The following is a 25320-nucleotide window of genomic DNA, read 5'->3' on the forward strand; positions in this document are numbered from 1 at the left end:
TTTTCTTGTTTTTGTCGGTTCAGCGAAGCTTGATGCGGGGGTCGACGAGCGGCGCGATCAGATCGGCGAGCAGGTTTCCGATCACGATGGCGAAGGCCGAGACCATCGTGACACCCATGATGATCGGGATGTCGATGCGCTGGATCGCCTGCCAGGCAAGCTGGCCGATGCCCGGCCAGCCGAACACGCTTTCCACCACGACGATTCCGGACATGAAGAGCCCGATATCGATGCCGATCATCGCGATGATGGGCAGGATGGCGTTTGGCATGGCATGGACGAACAGAATCTGCGCCCGCCTCAGTCCTTTGGCGCGTGCGGTGCGGATGTAGTCCTGGCCAAGCACATCGATCAGCGACGAGCGCATCATGCGCGAGTACCAGCCTGCGCCGAGGAAGCCGAGCGTGACCGAAGGGAGGACCAGATGCGCAAACGTTCCGTAGCCGCCGATCGGGAACCATTCGAGCCGCACCGCAAAGACGTAAAGTAGTAGGATCCCGATCACGAATTGTGGCGCCGAGACGCCGACGAAGGAGACGACCATCAGCGAATTGTCGACCGGAGTGCCGCGCCGCAGCGCCGCGATGGCGCCCATGGTGAGGCCGATAGCCAGCTCGCAGGCGATCGCGCCGGCCATCAGGAGCAGGCTGGCGGGCAGGCGAGACCAGATCAACTCCGCCACTTCCGTCTTCTGGAGATAGGAGCGGCCGAGATCGCCCTGCAGCAGGTCGCCGAGATAGCGCAGATACTGCTGGTAAAACGGAAGATTGAGCCCGAGTTGCTCTCGGATGTTCTCGACCGTCTGCGCGGTCGCGCTTCGACCCGCGATCTGGCGGGCAGGGTCGGCTGGGACGAGATAAAGAAGCACGAAAGTGACCAGGCTGATCCCGAGGAGGATCAGCAGGCTTTGCAGCAGGCGGCGCGCGACATAGGCCATCAGTGGTGGCCCTGCTGCGTTGGATCGAGGATGTCGCGCATCGCATCGCCAACGAGGTTGAAGGCGAGTGCCAGAAGCAGGATCGCCACACCGGGGATGAAGACCAGCCAGGGCGCGCTGGAAAAATAAGTCTGGTTCTCGAATATGATGTTGCCCCAGGACGGGATAGGCGGCTGCACGCCGATGCCGAGGAAGCTCAGCGTTGCCTCGAGCAGCACCGTGGTGGCGATGCCGAGCGTCGCCCAGACGATGATTGTCGAGGTGAGATGCGGCAGGATGTGGCGCAGCATGATGCGCAGTGCGCCGGCGCCCATGGCGCGCTCGGCCTGGATGAAGTCGCGCTCGGCCAAGGCGCGGGTCTCGGTGTAGAGAACCCGCGCAATCTGCACCCAGTTTACCATGGCGATGACAAGGGCGACGATCCACAGGCTGGGCGTGAAGATGGCGGCGAGCACGATGGCGAGAAGCAGCGCTGGGAAGGCCATCATGAGGTCGGTGAAGCGCATCAGTACGGCTTCCACCCAGCCCCCGAAATAGCCCGCGATGATGCCGACCATCGAGCCGATGAGCACGGCGATGCCGTTGGCCACAACCCCGATGATCAGCGACGTCCGCGCGCCGTAGATGAGCCTGCTGAACAGGTCGCGGCCGACAAGGTCGGTGCCGAACCAGAAAGTGGAATCCGGCGGCAGCGGCGCGCCCTCGATGCTCAGGCCCTCGAAGAACTGCTCATGCGGGTCGTGAGGAACGATCCAGGGCGCAAAGAGCGCCGCGATGACCACTATCGCGATGACCGCCAGCCCGAAAAGGGCAAGCGGCCGCCTCAACAGCCGCGACAGGATGCTCTGCGTTTGCGGCGAAACCCCGGCACTGCTTTCGAGCGCGCTCATCTTTGCTTCCGCTCGAATTCGACGGCCGCCACCAGCTCCTCGGCGATCAGCTCAATCGCCCGCCTTTCGCTCATCGCCTGCATCCTGAGCTTTTGGAACGCTGCTCTTGACGAGATGTTGTCGCGGACCATCAACAGCGCGGTCGCCTCGGCCACAGCCTCGCGGCTTTGCAGCCGCATCCGCAGGGAAGCGATTTCACCGGCGAGCGCCGTCCTTTGCGCGAATGAATGGCGGGCGATGACAAGCGCACTGTAAAGCCCGGCGCTGCCGATCGGCTTCAGCAACTGCGCGTCGGCGCCCTGGTTTATCGCCCAGGATACCCGGCCGGGCGCTTCCGAGCCGATCAGCACTATGATCGGCATTGGAGCCGCGCCGGGCTGCCATGGAAACTGGGCGTCGTAACCCATATCCGCGTCGATCACGAGCACGTTCCATTCGCTCAGATCGGAGCGCCCCGCTATTTCGGGCCAGCAATGCGTGGCCGATATACCGAGGCGCTCGAACTGGAGCAGAATGGCGTCGACATTGGCGTGGGGCCGGTGGACGACCAAGGCGCGCCAGCCCTCAAAGGACGGAATGGGTCTGACGGCGCTCATCGCACCACCCTCAGAAATCCGGATTTGACATCCTGTTCGGATTGATCGTTCGTGGTCACGCCAAGTCGGGTCCGCGTCAGGAAAGGGTCGGGCTCGATCGCCACGCGTCCTTCGTGCACCACCTCGAATCCGCCGTCGGCCCGGGCGCGAGCGATGTGCGCCGGCATGGCGACGTGGTTGGTCCGCCGGTTGACAAGGATATTCCCGAAGGGGGAGGGCAGGGCTTCGGCCGTCACGGCCGTCAGCACCTGCTCGATTGCGTCGGTGCCGATGCTGCGGATCGCATTGGCGATCATCAGCACGCTTGCATAGCTCTCGGCGAAGAACGCCGTGACCGGCTGGGTGCGGTTCGCAGCGCCGATCCGTTCCAGGAATATTCGATTTTCGTCGGTCTGCAGTGACTGGAAATAGCAGCTGACCGAATAGTGTCCGGCCGCCGCCTCGCCGAGTTCGGCGATCTCGCCCTCATAGAGGTTGCAGCTTATCACCGGACGGTTTTCCGGCCGGAACGAGGAATCCTCCAGGCCCAACGCATGGTAGGCGCGCAGGAAGGCATACGAAGAGGAGCCGATCAAGTTATTGAGGATGAAGTCCGGGCGCTTGGCGCGGATCTCCGTGATCAGATGGGCAATGTCGGGATCGCCGATCGGCACGTAGCGTTCCGCCAGGACGGTACCGCCCGAATGGGTGACGACCTCGCGGGCGATGCGGTTGGTCTCCCAGCCCCAGATGTAGTTGGAGCCGAGCAGCACCGGATCGCGCCCGTAGCGCGGAATGATGTAGTCGAGCAGCGGCAGCAAATGCTGATTGGCGCAGGCAGCGACATAGACGACGTTTTCGCTCGCTTCGAAGCCCTCATAGACGCACGGATACCAAAGCAGCGCATCCATCTTTTCGACGACAGGGATCACTTCCTTGCGGCTCCAGGATGTCGTGCAGCCCACGACATGCCTGACGCCGGCCTGTCCGACCATCTCCCGGCAGAACGGCGCATAGCGGTCCGTATTGCCTTGCGGGTCGCGGATCACCGGGTCGAGCGAGAACGGAAAAGTTCGGTCGCGGTTCACTTCGTCGATGGCGGCCATGGCGCCATTGAATCCTTCCTGTCCCGGCTCCGCATATGGACCCGAGCGCGAGAACAGGATGCCGATCGGAATGACGCTTTCGCCTGCCATCTGAACGCTCAAAAAGCAAAAAAGGCCCCACTCCAGGTTCATTCCCGGAACGAGGCCCAAATGCCAAACATCAATGTCGAAGTTGCGGTCAGTAAAGGCGGTGCAGAAACCCGAGTCAAGCTGTTTCGTGCCGGCTCCCGGCATGGATCCATGCAGCAAATCCGGGCCGTTCAATTAGCGGGTGAAACGCTCCGTCGCGGCCTCGGTTTACGCGTGGGTCTCGAACTTGGTGTTGGCCACCGCACCCCTGCCGGCGGGAACGATTCCCGCCTCGACCCAGCGGTCGAAGATGGCGAGCACGGTGCTCACGAAAGCTTCGCTGTTGATGTGCCCTTCGATCTCGTGCAGTTCGGCCGGCTCGCGGACGGCCAGCCGCATTTCGTCGACGAAGGCGGCAAGCCCGTCGGGGTCGTGCAGCGGCTCGCCATCCTGGTCCCATTGCTGGATGCCGCCGGACGGCAGTACGAAGGCGACCGGGCCTCTCGCGCCGGCGAGCTTGTCGCCGATGGCGCGGGCGATGCGGCGGCGGGCTTCGGTGCCGCAGGTCACCGAAGCGATCAGCCGGTTATGGGCATGGTAAGGACGGCCGGCGAAGATTTCGGGCACCGGCTGCCATGTCGGGAGGTCCACCATGTCGATGGCGCCCGGCGCGACGATCTGGGGGATACCCGCCCGGCCCGCATTCTCAAGCCGGCCGGGGCCGGAATTCACCACCGATCCGTTCAGATAATTGGCGAGTTCCTGCAGGCTGAAATCCATCACCGCCGCAAAACCCTTCCGCGCGGCGATCGATTCCATCGCCCGCCCGCCCATTCCGGTTGTGTGGAAAATAACCACCTCGTAGCCGCGCCGCTCCAGTTCCGGCTTGAGCGAAACCATATAGGTCAGGCAGCTCTTGCCAAGCGAACTCATGGCGATCACCGGCCGGTCCATCACCGGCTTCACGACGTACCGCGCGGCGCCGACCACTGCGCCGCAGGCCTGCGATAGCACCGACTTGCAGGCGCCGTTGAGGCCGTAGAGGCCGCCGGCCCAGAGGATCATCATCAGGTCGGTAGCGACGCGCTCGGGCGGTATCAGATGTGAGTAGGCAATCGTCGACACCACGAATTTCGGCACACCGAGCGGCAGCGCCAGCGCCACGTCGAGCGCCAGATCGGTCCCCATCGTGCCGCCGAGCCCGATGAAAGCGTCTATCTCGTCCTTCTCCTGGAGTTGCCTCGCCAGGCGCGAGGCGCCGAGCGCCATCGCCGTCATAGCCGTGTTCTCGTCGCCGCTGGCGGCGATTGCATCGATGGTGGTTTCTGCCGCGGCGGCGACCGCGTGCTTGTCATAGTCCGGGCGATAGGGAGGCTCGCCGAGAACGCTGGCGTCCATCATGACAGGCACGCCGCCCGCCTTTGCGATGCAGTCGCGCATGAACAGAAGTTCGTCGGCCTTGGTGTCGCCGGTGCCGACGACGAGGATGCGGGGTGCTTTTGTCATGGCCTTCATCTTCAGGATGCCGGGTTTTAGCCGGTTTGCAGCGCGCATTGTACGGTGGCAATCCTGAGGCTTCGCAGAACTTGTCTTCGATGCACCGCGTCATTCATTCTCTTCTCACAACGCCCGCTGGCCCCGCCAGCCGAAATCCTTGCCCCTTGTTCACCCCTCCTCAAACCGATAGCACCGTCCAGCATCGCTTGCACGGCGGGGCAGGACAATCGCCAGCATCGGTTGAATTGTTCCTTTCATGAGAACCGGGCTATACTGACGAATAGAAACATCGGCATTTGCGGCGGACATATCTCGACTGGATTTCTTTTTGAGCCAAGTTCGCTCCAGTCCGTAGCCGGTCGCATTGATGACAGTCGATGCGGGGAAAATATTGCAACAATAGGAGGGAGGTATCTGCCGTGAGTGCGAGCTACCGAGCCATTTGCAGCGCGAGCGCCGTCTTCCTGACGGTGTTCTGGGCGAACGTTGCATTGCCGCAATCCGCTAACCTGGGCTGCAACCTGGAGCAACGGGCCGGCACTTCGAGACAAGTCCTGCGCTGCCCCGGAGGTGTGAGGATCACCGCCGAAGACGGTGCTCGATATTCACTGGCGGACCGCGATCGGGATGGAAACGCCGACGGCGTCATTTTGCGGCGGAAGGCTTTGCTGCTCGAGGTCCCGACTGGGCAGACATCTGGCTTCGTTGTCGTCACGCCGCAGGCGATTGCCGCCGTGCGAGGCACGAAATGGGCGGTCGACGCGCAAAGCGGCAAGACGTCGGTTTTTGTCGTCGACGGTCGCGTCGGCGTTCAACGGCCTAGCTCGAGCGCCAGCGTCCTGCTGGGTCCCGGCGAAGGCGTCGATGTCGAACGCGGAACGACTCCCCTGACCGTCAGGCGCTGGCCGGCGGCGCGCGTGTCCGCATTGATGGCGCGCCTGGGAGAATAAGCCTTGAGGCGCCGGGCGCTCCCGACCCTGATTGCACTCCTCCTGGCAGGGCTTTGGGGTGCTGGTCTGGGATATTTGCACTGGCGCGGGAACGTGTGGTTCCTCGATCGCGTCGAAGCCACCATGGCTGATGTTCGAACGATCATCAGGGGAACGGCAAGCCCGCCTGACTTGATCACGATCGTTGCGATAGACGACGAGGTCGCGAAAGGCGAAGGCTATCCCTTGGGCCGCGCCACGCTGTCTCGCCTCGTCGATGAAATCGCCCGCCTTGATCCGAAAATAATCGCGGTTGACCTGCTGCTCGTCGATCCGAAGGAAAAGCAGGATGACGAGGCCCTGGCGCGATCGCTTGACAGGAGCGCCACCGTGATCGCGGCGGCAGCGGTTTTCGCAGGCGGCAAACAGTGGATACCGCCGCAAGCCGATGGCCCCCTCGGCCGGCTGCCGGATGCAGAAGGATTTCTGATGCCGCTGCAAGCGTTTTCCGACGCCGCCGCGGTTGGCGTGGTGAACGTGGCGACCGACCAGACGGGAACGCCACGGTTCGTTCCGATGCTGTTTCGTTCAGGAGACCTGGTGGAAGCCTCTCTCCCTTTGCGCGTCGCCGCCCTGGCGATCGGAGCAGAGCCTGAGTTCGAACCCAACCGCCTGTTCCTGGGAACGCGGTTGATCCGAACGGATCTCGGCCATCTTCTTCCTCTCGCCTTCTATGGCCCGCGCGGCACCATACCCACCGTCAGCGCCGCGACCGTGCTCGCTGGCCAATTGGACGGCGATGAAGTCCGCAATCGGATCGTCGTGATCGGGGCAACGGTAACCGGAGGCGGAGATGTCTTCCCCACCCCCTTTGATCCGGTGCTCCCGGGCGTCGAGGTGATCTCCACGGCGATCGCCAACCTGATGACCGGCGGCGGTATCGTGAGAGATCGGAATATTCGTCTCGTCGACGCCGGCTTTGCCGTGGTCCTGCCGATGGTCCTCGTCGCTCTCGTGGCCTGGCGGCGCAGCGCGATTGGCCTGGCAGCGGTCATCGGCGTGGTGCTGGCCTGGGCCGCAGTCAACGTAACAGCCTTTTCGAACGGCATATGGCTGAGCGCCGCGCTGCCGATGGCAGCCGCTTTTCCTCCGGCGGTCCTGTTTGGAGGCGCGCAACTCTGGCGCGACAGGGATCGGGCGCAATATTTCGCGACGCAGAGCCGGTTGCTGCAGAAAGTACAAGCGTCGGGTTTGGGCCAGTGGCTGGCAAAGCATGGCGATTTCCTTCAGGAGCCGGTCCGTGAGGATGCGGCGGTCGTGTTCATCGATCTGTCTGGCTTCACCGGCCTGAGCGAGACATTGGGGCCGAACGCCACCCGCGAACTGCTGAGCGCGTTTCACAGGCTGGTCGACGCGGAAGTGACGGAGTGTGGCGGCATCGTCACCAGTTTCATGGGCGACGGAGCCATGATCCTGTTCGGTCTGCCCGAGCCAGCGCCCGACGATGCGTCGAACGCCGCCAGCTGCAGCGTCAAGCTATCGCACCGCACCAAAGCCTGGCTTGCCTCCCTGCCCGCATCCACCTCATCCCGTCTCGGCTACAAGATCGGGGCGCATTTCGGCACCGTCGTCGCATCGAGAATGGGCGGCGAAAGCCACCAGCACATCGCGGCTACAGGCGACACCGTCAATGTCGCCAGCCGGCTGATGGAGGTTGCCGCCGGCCATCTGACCGAACTTGCCGTCAGTGATGAGCTGCTGCGCGTGGCTGGACGAGACTGCGCGCTTTACAAGTCCGGCGCCCTTCAGGGCCCAATCGAAACAAGCATTCGAGGACGCGCCGGCTCACTGGCAATCTGGCTTTGGAAGGATACCGAAGTCGCGACGTCATCGAACGACTGCTCGGACGTAGATCTCGACTAGCTGATCTAGCCGATTACCGGGATCAGCGGCGCGCCGCCGCGCACCAATAGATCAACGACTTGAATGGGAATGGTGCCCAGAAGAGGACTCGAACCTCCACTCCTTGCGGAACACGGACCTGAACCGTGCGCGTCTACCAATTCCGCCATCTGGGCAGCGCCGCTGATGTAAGCGGGCGCGGCTGGCCTGTCAACGCGCGATTTCAAAAACTGCGCGCGGACAGAAGGATAGGTTCTGAAGGCCAGCCGCAGCGCAAGTCAGCCGGCCAGAATCTCCTTCGAAGCGACGGTCGAATCGGCGTTGAGACGGTAGATGATCGGCACGCCGGTGCCGAGCTCCAGCTTGACGATGTCCTCGCCCGAGGTTCCGTCCAGCGCCATGATCAGCGCGCGCAGCGAATTGCCGTGGGCGGCGACCAGCACGGTGCCGCCGCGCAGCACATGCGGCTGCATGTCGTGCAGATAATAGGGCCAGACCCGCGCGCCCGTGTCCTTGAGGCTTTCGCCGCCGGGCGGCGGCGTGTCGTAGGAGCGGCGCCAGATATGCACCTGCTCCTCGCCCCATTTGGCCCGCGCATCGTCCTTGTTGAGCCCGTTCAGATCGCCATAGTCCCGCTCGTTGAGGGCGGCGTCCCGGATCGTCTGCAGGTTTTCCTGGCCGACGGCGTCGAGAATATACTGGCATGTCTTCTGCGCACGCTTCAGCGCGGAGGTGAAGGCGATATCGAATTTAAGCCCGCGCTCCTTCAGCTTCTGGCCCGCCGCCTTGGCTTCCGCATGGCCCAATTCGCTCAGATCCACGTCCCGCCAGCCGGTGAACAGGTTCTTCAAATTCCATTCGCTCTGGCCGTGACGGACGAGCACCAGTGTTCCGGACATGTCTTAACCTCTTGCTTGCCGTAATTCGTGGAGACGGGCGTCTCCGCCTATGAGAGACCGAGAACGTCCCGCATCGAGTAGAGCCCCGGTTTGCGGGTTCGCGCCCAGAGCGCCGCCTTCACCGCACCGCGCGCAAAGATCGTACGGTCCTCGGCATTGTGCGATAGCGTGACCCGCTCGCCGGTACCGGCGAGCACGACCGAGTGGTCGCCGATCACCGAACCGCCGCGAAGCGTAGCGAAGCCGATGTCGCCGGCTCGTCTGGCGCCGGTATGCCCGTCGCGCACCCGCACGCTGTTTTGCGCGAGAGCAATGCCGCGCCCAGCAGCCGCTGCTTCGCCGAGCAGAAGCGCCGTGCCCGAAGGCGCGTCGACCTTGTGGCGGTGGTGCATTTCGAGGATCTCGACATCGAAGTCTTCCGGGTCTAGCGCGCGTGCGGCTTGCTCGACCAGCACGGCGAGCAGATTAACGCCGAGGCTCATATTGCCGCTTTTGACGATCGGCGCGTGACGCGCCGCCGCCGCGATCCTGGCATCGTCCTCCGGCGAGCAGCCGGTGGTGCCGATCACATGGACGATGCGGGCCTGCGCCGCGTATCCGGAAAATTCCACCGTCGCCGCCGGCACGCTGAAGTCGAGCACGCCGTCCGCCCTGGCGAAGACCGGCAACGGGTCGTCGGTGATCGGCACGCCGAGCGTGCCGATGCCCGCGAGTTCACCCGCATCCTTCCCAAGATGGGGAGATCCCGAGCGCTCGATCGCTCCGGCGACGGTGGCGCCTGGAATGGAGTGGATGGTGCGGATCAGCGTCTGCCCCATCCGGCCGGCGGCTCCGACGACAACGAGGCGCATATCGCTCATGCTGTTCTCCCGCGTGCGATCCTGGCAGGCTTGGCCAGCGCGGACGCCGGCTTGGCCGCCTTTTTTATATCATCGACAAGGCCGAGGCCTTTGGCGCTCTGCAGCCGGTGGAAGCGTGAATAGACGCCGTGCGGATTGGCGAGCAGCGACTGGTGCGTGCCCTCCTCGACCAGTCTGCCCTGTTCCAACACCACGATGCGGTCGGCATTGACCACGGTGGAGAGACGGTGCGCGATCACGATCGTCGTTCGCCCTTCCATGACGGTTGCAAGCGCATCCTGCACGCGCGCCTCGGATTCATTGTCGAGCGACGATGTCGCTTCGTCGAGTAGCAGGATCGGCGCCTGCCGCACGATGGCGCGTGCGATCGAGATGCGCTGGCGCTGGCCGCCCGAGAGCGTGACGCCGTTTTCGCCGACCAGCGTGTCGTAACCCTGGAGCTGCTGGTGGATGAACTCGTCTGCCGCGGCCAGTTTCGCCGCCTGCTCTATCTCGGCGTCGGTAGCCGACTCGCGGCCGTAGCGGATATTGTCGCGGATCGTGCCCTCGAACAGATAGGGCTGCTGCGAAACATAGGCGATCTGCTGGCGCAGCGACTGCTTCGTCACCTTCGAAATGTCCTGGCCGTCGATTTCGATTGAACCGCCATCGACGTCGTAAAAGCGCTCAAGCAGCGCCGTCAGCGTCGATTTCCCGGCTCCTGAGGCGCCTACGATCGCCGTCGTCTTGCCTGCCTCCGCGACGAAATCCACGCCATAGAGCACCGGAAGGTTCTCCGCATAGGCGAAGGAGACCTGGTTGAAACGGACTTCGCCCCTTTGCACTTCCAGTTCCGGCGCGCCCGGCGCGTCGCCCTGTTGCGGCTTGAGGTCGAGTATTTCGTAGATCATGCGGGCGTTGACCAGCGAGCGCTCGAGCCCGACCTGCACCCGCGCCAGCCGTCGCGCCGGGTCATAGGCAAGGAGCAGTGCGGTGATGAAGGAAAACACAGCGCCTGGCAGCTGCCCGCCATAGGTCGCGCGGTAGCCGGCATAGCCGATCACGCCGGCTATGGCGAAGCCGGCCAGCATTTCGGCGATGGGACTAAGCCGCTCCGACACGCGGGCGATTTTGTTGGAGCGCGCCTCCGCGGTCGCGATCAGTTTGCTCATCCTGCGCGAAAGCTGATCCTCCATGGTGAACGCCTTGACCACGGCAATGCCCTGGGTGGCTTCCTGCATGGCCCCGATCAGGCGCGAGTTGATCTCCACGGCCTGGCGCGTCACGCGTCGCAAACGCCGCATGAGGTAGCTCACGGTAAAAACCAGCGGCGGCCCGATCAGAAGGGCAATCATCGACAGGACAGGATCCTGGATGACCATCACGCCGACCAGCGCCACCAGCGAGACCAGATCACGCGCAATCGCGGTAAGCGTCGTCCCGAGCAGATCGCGAATGCCGCCGACATTCTGGTTGATCTGGGCGGCGAGCCTGCCGGACCGCATTTCCGTGAAGAAGCCTATGTCGAGCTTCATCAAATGATTGAAGATCCGCTTCTGGTATCGGGCGACGAGATTGTTGCCCACCTTGGCCAGGATCACCGACTGGCCGTAGGTGGCCATGCCGCGAATCATAAAAGCCGCGATGATGGCCACGCAAATCAGCACGATCAGGTCGCTGCGCTGCCGGTAGAAGATCTCGTCAACGACGTCGCGCATCACCCAAGCTGCGAAGGCGGTTGTCGCCGCTATCGAGAGCAGGCAAATCACCGCCCCGGCATAGTGCCAGGCATATTCGCGGCCGTTCTCGGATATAATCCGTCGGATGACCGCGACGATCTCGCCCGGATCCGTCCGGCTCTTGCTTCGGTCCGCCAAATTCAACTGTCCGTCCGCGTTGCTCTTTATGCGGCGCGCCGCATTCGAGACCCTCATAGCGCCATCGACCGGCCTTGCCTATGCCTGCCGGCGGAACATCTGGAACATCATGGTCTGATGCGACATCGCGGCAACGCCGCTCACGCCCGCCACCGCCGCCCTGCTGTCTCGATGCCAAACAGCGCCGGCGCCCGGGCATAGGCGGCCAGGCCTGCCAGCGCCGGCAGGGGATGCGTCATCACATAGACCGGCACCGATTTCAGCAATTCCTTGTGCGGCGCCTTGTCTTCAAAGGCAGTGCGGAAATTGCCGGTCTTCAGCGCCGGCACGATCTTCTGCGCTATGCCCCCGGTCAGGAACACACCGCCCCGGCTCTTGAACACAAGGGCCAGATCGCCCGCCGTCCGACCCAGGCAGGTGACGAACAGGTCGAGGGCTTCCGTCGCCACCGGATCGGACCGGCTGAGCGCAGCGGCCGTGATCTCGGCCGGCGACGGCATTTTCGCTGTTATCCCATCGGCCTTTGCGATCGCCCTGTAGGTGTTGACCAGGCCACGGCCGCATAGGATCTGCTCGCCGGAGACGCGGCCCTCGATCCGCTCGATGTGGGGGAAAACCTGCAGGTCGCGCGGCGTACGCGGACCGATATCCATATGGCCGCCTTCGCCTGGCACCGGTATCCATCTGCCGCAGGCATGAACCAACCCCGCCACGCCGAGTCCGGTCCCGGGCCCGAGCACGACGCGGCTGGCGTTCGGTTCCGGCGCGCCGCCGCCGATTTTTTCCATATGCTCTTTGTCGAGCGCCACCACGGCGAGCGCCTGGGCTTCGAAATCGTTGAGAATGACGATGTCGCTGAGGCCGAGCCCGGCCAGCATCGCCTTCGGCCGCACGATCCAGGGGCAATTGGTCAGCGCGATCTCGTCGCCATCCACGGGGCCGGCAATGGCCAGTACGGCCGAGCGCGGCTTGACCGGCGTCTTGTCCAGAACTGCTGACCGGATGGCGTCGTCGATCGTGGCGAAGCTCGCCGTCTGTACGATTTTTGGCTCGCTCGGCTCGGAATCTGCGTCAAGAACGATGGCGAAACGCGCATTTGTGCCGCCGACATCGCCGATCAGGATCGGAAATTTCAAACCTTGTTCCTCGTCGCCGGAATTCGGCATACTCTAGCGTCCCAATTTGTTCCGGCGGCGGCCGGAGAGGCGGATGCGGCGACTTCCCTAATGCGTCATCTGTCGCGGCTGGGCAATGAACTTGTCTCGCGTCAACCTGCTTTGCCAAGGCCTAAATCGGTTGAAGCCTATAAACGAGGAGCAGTCCCCGCGAAAGAGGCGAGCCGCCCGCTGTTTGCGGCAGGAACGTCTGCTGCCTTCCGGAGTTAGGTCGCGACAGCCGGAACAAGCGAATGGAGGCTACGCAATGAGCGAAGCGAAAACGACCACCAATCACGACGAAATCCGCAAATGGGCCGAAGCCCGCGGCGGCAGACCGTCACGCGTCCGAAATCGCGGCGATGGCGGCATTCTGCGCATCGATTTCGGCGAACCCGAGGAAGAGTTGGAGGAGATCGGCTGGGACAGGTTCTTCGAGATTTTCGACGAGAACCGGCTGGCGTTCCTCCATCAGGACAAGACCAGTGACGGCGGGACCAGCCAGTTCAACAAGTTGGTGAACCGAAGCTAGACCGCGCTAATCTGTCGGCCGCGGACGCGGCAGCGGCGCGCCCAGGTCGGGCGTCGGTGCAAAGGCGCTGGCCGCGATCGGCGGCGCCCCGACGATCATCTCTTTTGTGATGACTTCGGCAGGCGCGGTTTCGGCAGGTGCCTTCGCCACTGCCGTACCGCCTCCGCCGATCGTCACTGCCGCTTCGGACACGGGCGAGGGCGCTTCCAGCACCGCGCGGCATTCCTTCGGCAGGCTGTTCATCGTCATCAAATCGCGTGCTTTCGGCGCGTCGGGGTTCTTGTTGGGCCTCCAGGGTTCTTCTGTGAACCACCAGGCGAGCGAGGCGTCGCAACCGTCTCCGCGCGCGGTTGCCGCCTGCTGCTTGCAACCGTTCGAACCGGGCTGGCAGCCTATCCGGATGTGGAAATGGTAGTCATGACCCCAGAACGGCCGCACCTTGCGCAGCCAGCTACGGTCGCCCTTCACCGTTTCGCACAGCTTCTTCTTTATTCCCGGATGGACCAGGATGCGTTCAACTTCGCCGTAGCTGGCGGCGCGCCTGAGCAGCCGCGCATGCGCCGGCGTCCAGATGCGTTCGTCGACAGTGAGCCCGCCTTCCCTTATTACCGAGATCGCGCTCATATTCTCGCGCTCGGTCGCCGAAAGCCGCCGGTCGGGCATCGGCGTCAGCCAGATGTCCGCATCGAGGCCGATCTGGTGGGAAGCGTGGCCGGTCAGCATAGGCCCGCCGCGCGGCTGCGAGATGTCGCCGAGCAGCAGGCCCGGCCAGCCGTCGGCGACTGCGTCGCGCGAAAGCTTCTCGACTAGCCGGATCATGGTAGGATGGCCCCAGCGTCGGTTGCGCGAAACCCGCATCGCCTGCCAGGTCGGCCCGTCGGTCGCGATCGCCAGCCCGCCCGAAAAGCAGCCCTTTGAGTAGAAGCCATACGATTTGGCGGCCGTGGCGGCGGGCAGTTTCTGGCTGCCGAAAAGGATCTTGGCCAGTTGTTCGGCGCTGACTTGCTGCGGCGCTGCGGAGAACGCCGCAAAGGCAGCGGCGGCCACGATTGCGAGGCGCTTTCCCCATCCAAATGACGATTTCATGCGCATTCCCGCGAATTTTTCGGCCCCGGCGCCAACCTTGAAACCTACTGGTTACCGAAAGATGAATCGGGCGTGTCCCAAATCATACCATGGCCCATGCCGAGTTTCGATCATGACCTTCGGATTGGGCTTCGTGCATCCTCGCGCCCCGCGCCCCTCCAGTTCCCTTCGGTCCACATCGTATCGAATGCCAATTTGTAGTTGGGGAACCGGAAGGCGTAGCCGATCTGCTTGAGAGCAGCGTTGGAGACGCGCTTGTTCTCGCCGTAGAAGGAACGCGCCATCGGAGAAAGCTCCGCGGTTTCGAAGGGGGTTTCCGGCGGCGGCTCGATGCCCATCAGTTCGGCGGCGTATGAAACCACGTCCTGCGGCGGTGCCGGCATGTCGTCAGTGACGTTGAAGACGCCTCCCTGTCTCTGTCCTGCGAGATGCCAGAGCGCGCCGGCGATATCGGCCACATGGATGCGGTTGAACACCTGGTCCTTCTTCACCAGCCGCTTTGCAGTGCCTTCGGTGAGATGGACAAAGGCGTTGCGGCCAGGCCCGTAAATACCGGAAAGGCGCAGAACCGCGACCGGAATGCCGGTTTCACGGCCAAGCTCCAGCCATTCCTGCTCCGCCTTGAACCGCAATGTGGAGCGGCGCGAAACCGGGCGGCATTCGCTGCTCTCATCGACCCAGGCGCCGCCATGGTCGCCATAGACGCCGACCGTGGAGAGATATCCGATCCAGGCGAGCTCTGGCATTTCCGTTGCCATCAGGTCGCGTGCGGCATTGAGCACCGGGTCGCCGGCTTCATCCGGAGCGACCGAGACGATGATATGGCTGACGCCGCGCAGGGCGTCGGCCAGTTCGGGCGTCATCTGGTCGGCAAACAGGTGAGGCTCGATTCCGGTCCGCCTCAGCCGGTCGAATTTTTCGCGTGAGCGCGTCGTGCCGGCGATCTTCATTCCCGGGTCGGGAACCGTTTTGGCAAACGCCTGGCCGGAATAGCCGGCTCCGAAGATGAAGAAGCTGGTCATGCGTGGCTTTTGATCCTTCCGGCGGCTTCGATCGCCCGGTTCCATTCCGAGGTTACGTCGGGATCGCCTTCTCCCACCAGTCTGCCGGCGGCAAGCTCCGCAAATTGGCGCGCGTCCAGGAGCCGCGACAGCGCCCAGACCGCAGCGCCGCGCACCAGCGGCGAAGCGTCGTCGAGATGTTCTCTGCACTGCTCTATCAGCCCGGCGTCGCCGGAATTGCCGGCGGCGATCAGCACATTGCGCAGGAAGCGGTCGCGACCGATCCGCTTGATCGGTGAGCCCGAGAAGAACGCCCTGAACCCCGCATCGTCGAGCGCCAGCAGCTCCGCCAGCGGCGGCTCGCGCAGATCATCGCGTGCGGCAAGCTTCGCCTCCGACGCTGTGCGCGCAAATTTGTTCCACGGGCAGACTGCGAGACAATCGTCGCAGCCATAGATGCGGTTGCCGATCGCATGCCTGAATTCGTGCGGGATCGGGCCCTTGTTCTCGATTGTAAGATACGAGATGCAGCGTCGCGCATCGAGCCGGTAGGGCGCCGGAAAAGCGTCGGTGGGGCAGACGTCTAGGCATGCCCGGCATGAGCCGCAATGGTCTTCCTCCCGCGCGTCCGGCGCAAGCTCGGCGGTGGTGAAGATGCTGCCGAGGAACAGCCATGAGCCATGTTCGCGGCTGACCAGGTTAGTATGCTTGCCCTGCCAGCCGAGCCCGGCCGCCTCAGCCAGAGGCTTTTCCATGACCGGCGCTGTGTCGACGAACACCTTCACGTCGCCGCCGGCCTGCGCCGCGATCTTGCCGGCTATCTGCTTCAGCCGGCCCTTCATCACGTCGTGATAGTCGCGGTTCTGGGCATAGACCGAGATCGCCCCGCGATCGGGCTTTTCGAGCACTTCGCCGGGATCATGGTCGGGACCGTAATTCATTGCGAGCACGATGATCGAGCGCACGTCGGGCCACAGCGTCCTGGGGTTTGCCCGGCGCAGCATGGTTTCTTCCATCCAGCCCATCGAGCCGTGAAAGCCGTCTGCCACGAACTCGGCCAGGCGCACCGGCGCAAGCGGGATCGCGTCGGGTGAAACCACGGCGGCGGCGGCGAAGCCGGCCAGCCGAGCCTCGCGGTAGATCATCTGCCGCAGGCGCGCGCTCCGTTGAGGCTTTTCAGAAATCGAGGTCCGCATAGTGAGACACCGGCGAAAGGCCGCGAACCCGGTCGCCCAGCAGCGGGCGAAACGAGGGCCGCGATTTCACGCGAGTATACCATTCGCGCGCTGCGTTGTGGTCGCGCCAGTCGACTTCGCCGAGGTAGTCGAGCACGGAAATCGTCGCGGCCGCTGCGAGATCGGCATAGGTAATTCGCGGCCCGGCCAGCCAGTGCCGCGTTCCGGCCAGCCAGTTGGTGTACTTCATGTGCTGCCGGATATTGGCGCGCGCGGCCCGGATTGCTCCCGAATCGGGCGAACCGCCGCCCTGCGCCTCCGCCATCATCGGCTTCAGCACACGTTCGCGCACCAGATGCCGCGTCACCTCGCTCTCGGTCTTGGTCAGATACCAGTCGACCAGGCGGCGAATTTCAGCCCGCTCCATCGGATCTTCGGCGAACAGCCGCTTCTCGCGCTTCAGAACGCCGCGGGTCTCGTCGAGATATTCGGCGATCACGCCGGCGCCGACGATCGGTACGTCGCCTTCCGCAAGCAGCACGGGCAGCGTTCCTGCGGCGTTCAGCGCCAGGAACTCCTTGCGCCGTGTCCAGGGCTTCTCCTCGATCAGCGCCAGTTCCTCGCCATACTCGCCGAAGGAAAGACGAACGAAACGGCATGAAGCGAACATCGGATGGTGGAAAAGCGTCAGCATGGTCCTGCGGTAAAAAGTGCGCTGGTCAATTGCCGGCGGCGCGGGTAGAGGTTGGCCCGCCCGATCGACGGGCCGTCACGGGCCCGACCTATAGGGTGAGTTCCGCGTCATGACAAGCAAGCGGCCAACAGCATCCAGCCGAGAGACAGATGGAAAACCAGACGATCGTGGAAGCGCTGCTGCTTGGCATGCTCGAAGGCCTGACGGAATTCATACCCGTGTCCTCGACGGGCCACATTCTCCTGGCCGGGCATTTTCTCGGGTTCAAATCGACCGGCAAGACCTTTGAGGTCCTGATCCAGCTTGGTGCGATCCTTGCCATCCTGACCGTCTATTCCGCCCGGCTGTGGCGGATCGCGTCCGATCTGCCGCATGACCCGAAGGCGCGCCATTTCGTGCTTGGCATCCTCGTCGCTTTCCTGCCGGCGGCGGTGATCGGCGCGCTCGCGCATGGCTTCATCAAGACCGTGCTGTTCGAGACGCCGAAACTCATCTGCATCATGCTGATCATCGGCGGCTTCGTGCTGTTGTGGGTCGACCGTCTGGCGCTGAAGCCGAAATATAGCGACGTGAGGCAATTTCCGCTCTCGCTCTGCTTCAAGATCGGCCTCGTCCAGTGCCTCTCGATGATTCCCGGTACGTCGCGCTCCGGAGCCACCATCGTCGGCTCGCTGCTGATGGGCGCTGATAAGCGCTCTGCCGCCGAATTCTCGTTCTTCCTGGCCATGCCGACCATGGCCGGGGCCTTTGCCTACGACCTGTTCAAGAACCGCGACATACTGTCGTTGGCCGATCTGCCGGTGATCGTGGCCGGTTTCGTCGCGGCGTTTATCATGGCTGTCGTCGTCGTCCGTTCTCTGCTCGACTACGTCTCGAGCCACGGCTACGCGCTGTTCGGCTGGTGGCGGCTGATCGTCGGCGGCGTCGGTCTTGCGGCGCTTTATCTCGTGGGCTGATTCAGAGCAACCCTGCCAGTCCGCGCCGGAGCAGGTCGAGCGCAAGGATGGTGATGCCGATCCGGAACCATCTCTTGAAGGTTTCTTCCGGCATCTTCTCGAGCATTCTCGTGCCGTAGACCGTGCCGAGAAAGCCCGAGGCGATCATCACCGCGATCAAAGGAAGCCAATCGCTGAAGGCGAAGCCGGCAAACCCGAAAACCACGATCTTCAGCGCGTGCTGCACCGTCATGCCTGCCGCATGCGTGGCCACCAGCGCCTTGCGGTCATTGGCGAATATTTGCGCGAAGACCGCCGAAAGAAGCGGTCCGGTAGCGCCGACGAACATGGTCATCAGCGCCAGCGCCGCACTCGCCACGGCGAGACCGGCCTGCCCCAGCCGCTCTATGCCGGGTATTTTCGTCCAGGTCACCGCGATGATGAAGCCGCCAAGCACCAGCTTGAGCAGCGCGTCCGGCAACTGGACGACCAGGAAAGCGCCGCCGATCGCGCCGACGATACTGCCGGCGATGAAGGGGGCTGCGACATCCATGCGGACATTGGCGCGCTGGTGCCAGGCGCGCCCGGTATTGGAGCCGAGCTGCACCGCACCATGCACCGGGATCAGCGCCGCGACCGGAACGAACAGCCCCATCAGAGCAAGCATTGCGACGCCGCCGCCGACCCCGAAGGCGGCGGTGAGCGCCGAGGTGAAAAAACTGGCTGCGACCAGCAGCGCGGCAACAGCGGCGCTCAACCCTTCGGGGAGCAGCGCGGCGAGCGCCTCCACCGCCGCCCGGACCTGTCAGGCTTCGGTCTTCTGCGAAAACTGTCCGGCCGGGCGGTACCGCCAGAGATAGGTCGGCAGGATCGCGGCGGTCGAACGGCCCTGGATGCCGAGGGCGGCCAGCGTGCGCCGCTCCGCCTCGGCTTCCGCCGAGACGATGTTGTCGGTCTTGAGCAGCGTAACCTGGTCGGTGGTCAGGAGCGGCTTGGGCAGCAGGCCGAGGATCGCCCCCTGCAGTCTCGCCAGCCACCACGGCACGGGCACGAGCAGCCGCTTGCGGCCGATTGTTTCCAGCATTTCTTCCATGCACTGTCGGAAGCTCATGATCCGCGGCCCGCCGAGTTCGTAGATCGTTCCGCCCTTGACCTCCCCGTCGACCGAACGCGCAATGGCTTCCGCGACATCGCCGACATAGACCGGCTGGAACTTCGTCTCGCCGCCGCCGATCAGCGGCAGCGCGGGGGAAAACCGTGCCATGTTGGCGAAGCGGTTGAAGAAGCCGTCCTCCGGCCCGAACATGATCGACGGGCGGTAGATCACCGCATCGGGCACGGTTTCGAGGGCGGCGATCTCCCCACGCGCCTTGGTCTTTGCGTATTCAGCCTCGCCTTTGATGTCGGCGCCCAGCGCCGAGACGTGGGTCAGTCCCGCGCCTGTGGAACGTGCTGCCTCCGCGACTGCACGTGCGCCCAATTCCTGCACTGTCGAGAATTTCTGCCGGCCCGTTTCATAGAGAATGCCGACCAGGTTGACGACGTGGTCGGCTCCCTGCACCGCGCGGTCCACCGACCAGCGCACGCGCAGATTTGCCTGTATCGGCTGAATCTGCCCGACATTGCCGAGCGGCTGCAAATGCCCCGCCAGATGCGGCCGCCGGCTGGCGACGCGCACCCGATACCCCCGCTTGGCCAAAGCCTGCACGACATGGCGGCCCAGAAAGCCGGAGCCGCCGAAAACGGTCACGAGCTTCGGGGTTTGCAGTATTTCGGTCATGGCTGGCTCCGGTCGGCTTTCGCCGTGTCTTAATCGGTTTCTCGGCAAAGGCAAAGAGCGCAGATAGGGCATGCCGCGGCGCATCGCGACGCATATGAAAAAGCCTCGCGAAAAGGCTTCGCGGGGCTCTCGACCTTGTACCGGTGAACTGGCCGGAGGCTAGAATTCCCTACCGATTTTGGCGTCGACCGAGTGTCGATTGCCGCCGCGAACCACGAAGAAGAAGAACACCGCAGACCACAGGATCGACTTTTCGGCCCCGGAATAACCTTGGCCCTGCGTGACCCAGTGGAACCAGACGGTCACCAGCAGGACGATCATCGCCGCGAAGGCTGCAGGACGGGTGAGCAGGCCGATCGCGATCAGGATGCCGCCGAAGAATTCAGTGAACGACAGCAGCGGCGACCAGAACGTGCCGGGATAGAACCCAAGCCCTTCGACCATTCCGGCCGCGCCGAAGGGGTCGCCTATCTTGCCCAGGCCGTGAGTGAAAAGCGCCACGCCGGCAACGATGCGAAGGAGCGTTTCGGCGCTGTCGTGCAGGCCAGCATAGACGCCGCGCAAGGCTGGAATAAACAGGCGCTTGCCTGAAGTCTCGGTCGCTATATCCAAAATCCCGTGCTCCCTTTGTTGCAGCGCAAAAACATGGAGCGAAACCGTTCACGGTCAAATCAACAAGGTTTGAAGCGGGAAGCCTGGACTGTCCGCCGGAGCGGAACCCGCGCCGCGAAAAGCCGTTATCCGTTCGAAGCGGCCGCCGGCCGCGGTAGCAATCACGAAAGGAGAACGAGATGAACTGGAATCAGGTCGAAGGAAATTGGGAGCAGTTCAAGGGCAAAGCCCAGAAGCAGTGGGGCAAGCTGACCAACGACGATCTCGACGTGATCAAGGGCAGCCGGAAGGAACTGGCCGGCCGGATACAGAAAAACTACGGCAAGACCGAGGAAGAAGCCGAACGCGAGATCGACGAGTGGCTGACGCGCCACTGATCAGGTCATATCGGGCCGCCGCAATCGCGGCGGCCTTCAGCGCGCGTGCCGGAGGCTGATGCCGCTGGCTTGATCGAACAGCACGACCTTTTGCGGGTTCCAGGCAAAGCGAACCGCCTCTTCCAGCGCCACTTCGGTCCTGGCGGGCACCGTTGCCCGGATGGTTTCGTCGCCGACGCGCAAGGTCAGGATCTTCTCGACACCGTGATTTTCCACGTCATGCACCTGTGCCTCGACTGGCGCGCCGGGCTCCAGATAAATGTCCTCGGGGCGGATGCCGAAGATGAGCGGGCGATCTTCGCCCGCACCGGCTTGGACCGCGCCGGCGTAAGGCAGTTCGAAACGCGTAGGCGCCACAATCGCCCGCCCGCCCGACAGCTTCCCGTCGAGCAGGTTCATGGGCGGCGAGCCGACAGAGCGCGCGACGAAAGTGTTCAGCGGATTGTTGTAGATCTCGTTCGGCGTGCCGGTCTGCACCAGACGGCCGTGGTTTAGGACGCCGATCTTGTCGCCCATCGACATCGCTTCGATCTGGTCGTGGGTGACGAACAGGAAGGTCTCGCCGAGGTTCATCTGCAGGTTTTTCAACTCGGTCCTGAGCGCCTCGCGAAGTTTGGCGTCAAGCGCCGAAAGCGGCTCGTCCATGAGAAAGACGCGCGGCTGGCGCACGATCGCCCGGCCGATCGAGACGCGCTGCATCTCGCCGCCCGACAGCCGGTCTGTCTTGCGCTCAAGGAGGTGTTCGATGCGCAGCGTCTTTGCCGCGCGGGCGACACGCTCCTCGATCTCCTTCGGCTCGATGCGCCGGATTTTCGATTTCAGCGGGAATTCGAGATTCTGGCGCACCGTGTAGCGCGGATAGAGCGAATATTGCTGCAGCACCAGCGCCACGTCGCGCTCGGCCGCGCCCCAGTCGCCGACATCGACGCCGTCTATGAAAATTTGCCCCTCGGTCGGCGTTTCCAGCCCGGCGATGAGCCGCAGCGTCGTCGTCTTGCCGGCCCCGGTCTCGCCCAGCAGTACGAAGAACTCGCCGTCGGCGATCTCGAGGTCGAGCCCCTTCAGCGCGGTGTGGTTCCCGAATTTCTTGGTGATGTTTTTGAGCTGTATATGGGCCATATCAGATCGCACCCTGGCGAGAGATCGCGCTGCTTTTGGTGCGCATGATTCGAGGGGACGTGATGGCGGGCACGCTCATCACAACCTCACTCCCAGCGAATCGCCGCTGGCCGTGTCGAAGAAATGCGCCTGGGACGGATCGATGCGGGCAAAGACCTGGTCGCCGGCCCTGGTGACGAAGCCCGAACGTGTGCGGGCGCGCAGCATCTGCGAGCCGACCTTGAGGTCCACGATGTCGTAAGAGCCCAGCGGCTCGATGATATGCGCCTCGACAGGAAGAAAGCCGTCGCCGGCCTGGTGCGCGACGATGACGCCTTCGGGCCGGATGCCCAGCGAGAGCCCACCTGCCGAAGCCTTGCCGTTCAGCCTGGAGAGCAGTTCCCGCGGAAAAGCAAACCCTTGGTCGGCGCCCTCGACCGTAACCTGGGCGGCGCCGCCGGCCTCGGACACGGATGCGGTGGCGACATTCATAACCGGGCTTCCGACGAACTGCGCCACGAAAAGATTGGCCGGATGGGCATAGACTTCCGACGGCGTGCCGACCTGCTGCAGGATGCCCTCATGCATGATGACGATGCGGTCGGCGAGGCTCATCGCCTCGATCTGGTCGTGCGTGACGTAGATCGTGGTCGAGCCCTGCTTCAGGTGCAGCCGCTTGATCTCGGCCCGCATCTCCTCGCGCAATTTCGCGTCGAGCGCGCCGATCGGCTCGTCCATCAGCATCGCCTTCGGCCGTCTGACCAGCGCCCGGCCGATGGCGACGCGCTGCATGTCGCCGCCCGAAAGCGCGGATGGCCGCTTGTCCAGGAGATGGCTTATCCGCAGCGTCTTGGCTACATCGCGCACCTCGCGGTCGAGATCGGCCTTGCTCGTTCGCGTGGCGCGGAGCGGAAACGCGATGTTCTCGTAAACCGTCATGTGCGGATAGAGCGAGAATGACTGGAAGACGAAGGCTATGTCGCGGTCTGATGCCTTCTTGTGCTGCACCGGCGCGCCGTCGATGAGGATGTCGCCCTCGTCGATCGTCTCGAGCCCTGCGATGGCGCGCAGCGTCGTCGTCTTGCCGCAGCCCGACTGGCCGAGCAGCACGATGAACTCGTTGTCCTCGATCTTCAGGTTCAGGTCCTTGATGACCTGAACAGCGCCGAACCATTTTTGAACGCCGCGGAGCTCGATCTGTGTCACGTGCGACCCTCATGATGATCGGAAACATCGAAGACGCCGTCGTTGTTTTCCTTCTCCACGACTTTGGAGCCGAACCAGTTGGTGAGCAGGAATGTCACCAGTCCTATGATGATGATGGTCAGCCCGTACCGGTGCAGGAAGAAATTCCATGGCTGGCAGAGCGCGACGATGCCGAGAACCATCACGATTTCGGCAATGCGCTGTAGTTTATCGCTGCGGATCATTTGCGGATCGCTCCGAAGGACATGCCGCGCAGCAGGTGATTGCGCAGGAGGAAAGTGAAGATGGCGACCGGCAGCAGGAACAGGAACGTGCCGGCGGCGATCACCGTCCAGTCCGGCAGGCCCGAGCCGACCTGGCTCGGAATGAAGGGCGGCGCGGTCTGGGCGCGGCGATTGGTCATGATCAGCGCGAAGGCGTATTCGTTCCACGCGGTGATGAAGCAGAACACCGCGGTGGCCGCGATGCCCGTCGCGGCTTCGGGAAGCACCACCTTGAAGAAGGCCTGCATGCGGGTATAGCCGTCGACCAGCGCCGCCTCCTCATACTCTTTCGGGATCTCGTCCATGAATCCCTTCATCAGCCAGACCGAGAAGGACAGGTTGAAGGCCGTGTAGAGGATGATCAGGCCCCAATGCGTGTCGTTGAGGCCGACGGCGCGGTACATCAGGAACATCGGGATCGCCACCACCACCGGCGGCAGCATACGCGTCGACAGGATGAAGAAGAGCAGGTCGCCCTCGCCCTTCACCTTGAAGCGCGAGAAGCCGTAGGCGGTGAATGTGCCCATGCCGACGGCGAGCACCGTCGACGTGATCGCCACGATCAGCGAGTTCATGAAGCGGTCGGGATAACCGGAAAGCTGCACCTCGCCGCGGCCCGAACGCACGACTTTCTCGCCGCCGTCCATGATCGTGCGCTCCCACCACGGCGCAGCCTCGTATTCCTCCGGCGAGGGCGCTTCGCGCAGTTGCGAGCGCTTGGTGAAAAGCTTCACGAAGGGCGAAATTTCGGGCGTGAACACGACGGTCGGCGGGATGGTGGTCGCCAGATTGCGCGGCTTGAAGGCCGTTGCGGTGATCCAGTAGATCGGCGCCAGGAAGATCAGCGTGATCAGGAGGACGGCGACGATTGCGACCCGGTTGAGCGCCACTTCGCCCGATGTGCGGACTGCCGCCATCTCAGCGCTCCTTCACCTTGTTGAGATACTTCACGTAGATGTTGGTAATGGCCAGCACCATGATCAGCACGATGTAGGCGAGTGCGCAGGACATGCCCGTCTGCCATTCCTGGAACGCCATCTTGTAGAGCCGGATCGAGATGACCTCGGTCGTCGGCTGGCTGGACAGGATGTAGGCGAGGTCGAAGGTCTTGAACGCTTCCATGGTGCGGAAAATGATCGCGATCATCAGGATCGGCGCGACCAGCGGCAATGTGATGCGGAAGAAGGTATAGAACGGCCCGGCGCGGTCGATCGCCGCCGCCTCGTAGAGATGCTTCGGCACGGCCGACAGGCCGGCGAGCGAAAGCAGCATGACGAAGGGCGACCACATCCAGATGTCGGTGATGGCGATGGCGTAGAGCGCCATGTCGGGATTGGACAGCCATTCGAAATTGCCGAGGCCGAGCACGTAATTGATGACGCCCCAGGAGGGATTGTAGAGCAGCTTCCAGAACAGGCCGACGACGGCCATGGAAAGCATCATCGGCAGGAGCAGCAGCGTCGTTATCAAGCCCTTGAACGGGATCGCCCGGTTCAGCAGCATGGCGACGCCGAAGCCGACAAGAACCTGCCCGGCGACCGAGACGATGACGTATTTCGCGGTGATGGCGAAGTTCGACCAGATGAATGGGTCGTTGAGCAGCGCGCGGTAATTGGCGAGGCCGACGAACCTGGCCGGTGCATTGGTTGAGGCGCGGAAGTCGGTGAACGAATAGCCGAGCGAATAGAGCAGCGGGAAGATGTTGAAGACGATCAGGAAAACGATCGTCGGGATGATGAAGAGGTTGCGGATCGAGATGTCGCTCAGGCCCCGCGAGGCGGCGCGCGATCTCGGATCCAGCGTGGTCATCACTGCAGTCGCCAAAATTCCGCTCCTCTGAGCCGCGGGAAAAGAAAAGGAGGGGGCGCGGTCGCCCCCTCCGGAGCT

Annotated in this window: 26 protein-coding genes and 1 tRNA gene; 5 read left to right on the forward strand and 22 right to left on the reverse strand. The window is 63.5% G+C overall.

Going from position 1 to position 25320, the window contains the following annotated elements; genetic code table 11:
• Nucleotides 1–19: 19 nt before the first annotated feature.
• From ABVK50_RS26105 to ABVK50_RS26125, 5 genes are all read right to left on the reverse strand, one after another.
• Nucleotides 20–940 carry an ABC transporter permease gene (locus tag ABVK50_RS26105; RefSeq protein WP_353645805.1) on the reverse strand — a complete coding sequence of 307 codons (921 nt, stop codon included), beginning with the start codon at nucleotides 938–940 and terminating at the stop codon, nucleotides 20–22.
• Nucleotides 937–1827 carry an ABC transporter permease gene (locus ABVK50_RS26110; RefSeq protein ID WP_353643818.1) on the reverse strand — a complete coding sequence of 297 codons (891 nt, stop codon included), beginning with the start codon at nucleotides 1825–1827 and terminating at the stop codon, nucleotides 937–939. Before ABVK50_RS26110 ends, ABVK50_RS26105 begins: the two co-directional genes overlap by 4 nt.
• Nucleotides 1824–2423, reverse strand: a complete 600-nt coding sequence (locus tag ABVK50_RS26115; RefSeq protein WP_353643817.1) for an ANTAR domain-containing protein — start codon at nucleotides 2421–2423, stop codon at nucleotides 1824–1826. Before ABVK50_RS26115 ends, ABVK50_RS26110 begins: the two co-directional genes overlap by 4 nt.
• On the reverse strand, nucleotides 2420–3598 hold the full coding sequence (locus ABVK50_RS26120; protein WP_353643816.1) for a transporter substrate-binding domain-containing protein: 1179 nt from the start codon (nucleotides 3596–3598) through the stop codon (nucleotides 2420–2422). Before ABVK50_RS26120 ends, ABVK50_RS26115 begins: the two co-directional genes overlap by 4 nt.
• 207 nt (nucleotides 3599–3805) lie before the next feature.
• Nucleotides 3806–5092, reverse strand: a complete 1287-nt coding sequence (locus tag ABVK50_RS26125) for a Tm-1-like ATP-binding domain-containing protein (RefSeq protein ID WP_353645804.1) — start codon at nucleotides 5090–5092, stop codon at nucleotides 3806–3808.
• Between the two features lie 359 nt (nucleotides 5093–5451).
• On the opposite strand from ABVK50_RS26125, the gene ABVK50_RS26130 reads away from it, so the two are divergent.
• Entirely contained in the window at nucleotides 5452–6024 is a 573-nt protein-coding gene (locus tag ABVK50_RS26130; RefSeq protein WP_353643815.1) for a FecR domain-containing protein, read from the forward strand.
• Nucleotides 6025–6027: 3 nt separating this feature from the next.
• Nucleotides 6028–7926 (forward strand): adenylate/guanylate cyclase domain-containing protein, encoded by a 1899-nt coding sequence (locus ABVK50_RS26135; RefSeq protein WP_353643814.1) that lies wholly within the window; start codon nucleotides 6028–6030, stop codon nucleotides 7924–7926.
• Between the two features lie 70 nt (nucleotides 7927–7996).
• Here ABVK50_RS26135 and ABVK50_RS26140 read toward each other — a convergent pair.
• The 5 genes from ABVK50_RS26140 to ABVK50_RS26160 form a co-directional block, all read right to left on the reverse strand.
• Nucleotides 7997–8081 (reverse strand) — tRNA-Leu (locus tag ABVK50_RS26140).
• Nucleotides 8082–8183: 102 nt separating this feature from the next.
• Nucleotides 8184–8804 carry a 2,3-bisphosphoglycerate-dependent phosphoglycerate mutase gene (locus tag ABVK50_RS26145; protein ID WP_353643813.1) on the reverse strand — a complete coding sequence of 207 codons (621 nt, stop codon included), beginning with the start codon at nucleotides 8802–8804 and terminating at the stop codon, nucleotides 8184–8186.
• 47 nt (nucleotides 8805–8851) lie between these two features.
• On the reverse strand, nucleotides 8852–9664 hold the full coding sequence (gene dapB / locus ABVK50_RS26150; RefSeq protein ID WP_353643812.1) for a 4-hydroxy-tetrahydrodipicolinate reductase: 813 nt from the start codon (nucleotides 9662–9664) through the stop codon (nucleotides 8852–8854).
• A complete protein-coding gene (locus ABVK50_RS26155) occupies nucleotides 9661–11577 on the reverse strand; it encodes an ABC transporter ATP-binding protein (RefSeq protein WP_353643811.1) in 1917 nt (638 codons plus the stop codon). Before ABVK50_RS26155 ends, dapB begins: the two co-directional genes overlap by 4 nt.
• A gap of 83 nt (nucleotides 11578–11660) precedes the next feature.
• Entirely contained in the window at nucleotides 11661–12686 is a 1026-nt protein-coding gene (locus ABVK50_RS26160) for a glucokinase (protein WP_353643810.1), read from the reverse strand.
• 256 nt (nucleotides 12687–12942) lie between these two features.
• On the opposite strand from ABVK50_RS26160, the gene ABVK50_RS26165 reads away from it, so the two are divergent.
• Nucleotides 12943–13206 carry a hypothetical protein gene (locus ABVK50_RS26165; protein WP_353643809.1) on the forward strand — a complete coding sequence of 88 codons (264 nt, stop codon included), beginning with the start codon at nucleotides 12943–12945 and terminating at the stop codon, nucleotides 13204–13206.
• 6 nt (nucleotides 13207–13212) lie between these two features.
• Here ABVK50_RS26165 and mepA read toward each other — a convergent pair whose 3' ends face one another.
• From mepA to ABVK50_RS26185, 4 genes are all read right to left on the reverse strand, one after another.
• A complete protein-coding gene (gene mepA / locus ABVK50_RS26170) occupies nucleotides 13213–14292 on the reverse strand; it encodes a penicillin-insensitive murein endopeptidase (RefSeq protein ID WP_353643808.1) in 1080 nt (359 codons plus the stop codon).
• A gap of 110 nt (nucleotides 14293–14402) precedes the next feature.
• Nucleotides 14403–15314 (reverse strand): SDR family oxidoreductase, encoded by a 912-nt coding sequence (locus tag ABVK50_RS26175; protein ID WP_353643807.1) that lies wholly within the window; start codon nucleotides 15312–15314, stop codon nucleotides 14403–14405.
• Nucleotides 15311–16489: a tRNA epoxyqueuosine(34) reductase QueG gene (gene queG, locus ABVK50_RS26180; RefSeq protein ID WP_353643805.1), complete on the reverse strand. Its 1179-nt coding sequence runs from the start codon at nucleotides 16487–16489 to the stop codon at nucleotides 15311–15313. Before queG ends, ABVK50_RS26175 begins: the two co-directional genes overlap by 4 nt.
• Nucleotides 16470–17162, reverse strand: coding sequence for a glutathione S-transferase family protein (locus ABVK50_RS26185; RefSeq protein ID WP_353643804.1), 693 nt, complete (start codon nucleotides 17160–17162; stop codon nucleotides 16470–16472). The genes queG and ABVK50_RS26185 overlap by 20 nt, the downstream gene beginning before the upstream one ends.
• 149 nt (nucleotides 17163–17311) lie before the next feature.
• Here ABVK50_RS26185 and ABVK50_RS26190 point away from each other — a divergent pair, with 149 nt between their 5' ends.
• The gene (locus ABVK50_RS26190) at nucleotides 17312–18118 is read left to right on the forward strand and encodes an undecaprenyl-diphosphate phosphatase (protein WP_353643803.1); all 807 of its coding nucleotides are present in this window, start codon (nucleotides 17312–17314) and stop codon (nucleotides 18116–18118) included.
• A gap of 1 nt (nucleotide 18119) precedes the next feature.
• Here ABVK50_RS26190 and ABVK50_RS26195 read toward each other — a convergent pair whose 3' ends face one another.
• The 3 genes from ABVK50_RS26195 to ABVK50_RS26205 all read right to left on the reverse strand — a co-directional run bounded on the left by ABVK50_RS26195 (nucleotide 18120) and on the right by ABVK50_RS26205 (nucleotide 20489).
• The gene (locus ABVK50_RS26195; protein WP_353643802.1) at nucleotides 18120–18887 is read right to left on the reverse strand and encodes a sulfite exporter TauE/SafE family protein; all 768 of its coding nucleotides are present in this window, start codon (nucleotides 18885–18887) and stop codon (nucleotides 18120–18122) included.
• Nucleotides 18888–18902: 15 nt separating this feature from the next.
• On the reverse strand, nucleotides 18903–19877 hold the full coding sequence (locus ABVK50_RS26200) for a complex I NDUFA9 subunit family protein (protein WP_353643801.1): 975 nt from the start codon (nucleotides 19875–19877) through the stop codon (nucleotides 18903–18905).
• A 159-nt stretch (nucleotides 19878–20036) separates the two neighbouring features.
• Nucleotides 20037–20489 carry a DoxX family protein gene (locus tag ABVK50_RS26205; RefSeq protein WP_353643800.1) on the reverse strand — a complete coding sequence of 151 codons (453 nt, stop codon included), beginning with the start codon at nucleotides 20487–20489 and terminating at the stop codon, nucleotides 20037–20039.
• Nucleotides 20490–20668: 179 nt separating this feature from the next.
• Between ABVK50_RS26205 and ABVK50_RS26210 the strand changes: the two genes are divergently transcribed.
• On the forward strand, nucleotides 20669–20866 hold the full coding sequence (locus ABVK50_RS26210; protein ID WP_353643799.1) for a CsbD family protein: 198 nt from the start codon (nucleotides 20669–20671) through the stop codon (nucleotides 20864–20866).
• Nucleotides 20867–20902: 36 nt separating this feature from the next.
• Here ABVK50_RS26210 and ABVK50_RS26215 read toward each other — a convergent pair whose 3' ends face one another.
• The 5 genes from ABVK50_RS26215 to ABVK50_RS26235 all read right to left on the reverse strand — a co-directional run bounded on the left by ABVK50_RS26215 (nucleotide 20903) and on the right by ABVK50_RS26235 (nucleotide 25257).
• The gene (locus ABVK50_RS26215; protein ID WP_353643798.1) at nucleotides 20903–21985 is read right to left on the reverse strand and encodes an ABC transporter ATP-binding protein; all 1083 of its coding nucleotides are present in this window, start codon (nucleotides 21983–21985) and stop codon (nucleotides 20903–20905) included.
• Between the two features lie 78 nt (nucleotides 21986–22063).
• Complete coding sequence (locus ABVK50_RS26220; protein ID WP_353643797.1) at nucleotides 22064–23170, reverse strand: ABC transporter ATP-binding protein; 1107 nt, start codon at nucleotides 23168–23170, stop codon at nucleotides 22064–22066.
• The gene (locus tag ABVK50_RS26225) at nucleotides 23167–23394 is read right to left on the reverse strand and encodes a hypothetical protein (RefSeq protein ID WP_353643796.1); all 228 of its coding nucleotides are present in this window, start codon (nucleotides 23392–23394) and stop codon (nucleotides 23167–23169) included. The genes ABVK50_RS26220 and ABVK50_RS26225 overlap by 4 nt, the downstream gene beginning before the upstream one ends.
• Nucleotides 23391–24350: a carbohydrate ABC transporter permease gene (locus ABVK50_RS26230; RefSeq protein WP_165022628.1), complete on the reverse strand. Its 960-nt coding sequence runs from the start codon at nucleotides 24348–24350 to the stop codon at nucleotides 23391–23393. Before ABVK50_RS26230 ends, ABVK50_RS26225 begins: the two co-directional genes overlap by 4 nt.
• Nucleotide 24351: 1 nt before the next feature.
• Nucleotides 24352–25257, reverse strand: coding sequence for a sugar ABC transporter permease (locus ABVK50_RS26235; protein ID WP_353643795.1), 906 nt, complete (start codon nucleotides 25255–25257; stop codon nucleotides 24352–24354).
• Nucleotides 25258–25320 lie beyond the last annotated feature (63 nt).

It is taken from the genome of Mesorhizobium sp. WSM2240 (assembly GCF_040438645.1).
In the GTDB taxonomy this organism is placed as follows: domain Bacteria; phylum Pseudomonadota; class Alphaproteobacteria; order Rhizobiales; family Rhizobiaceae; genus Allomesorhizobium.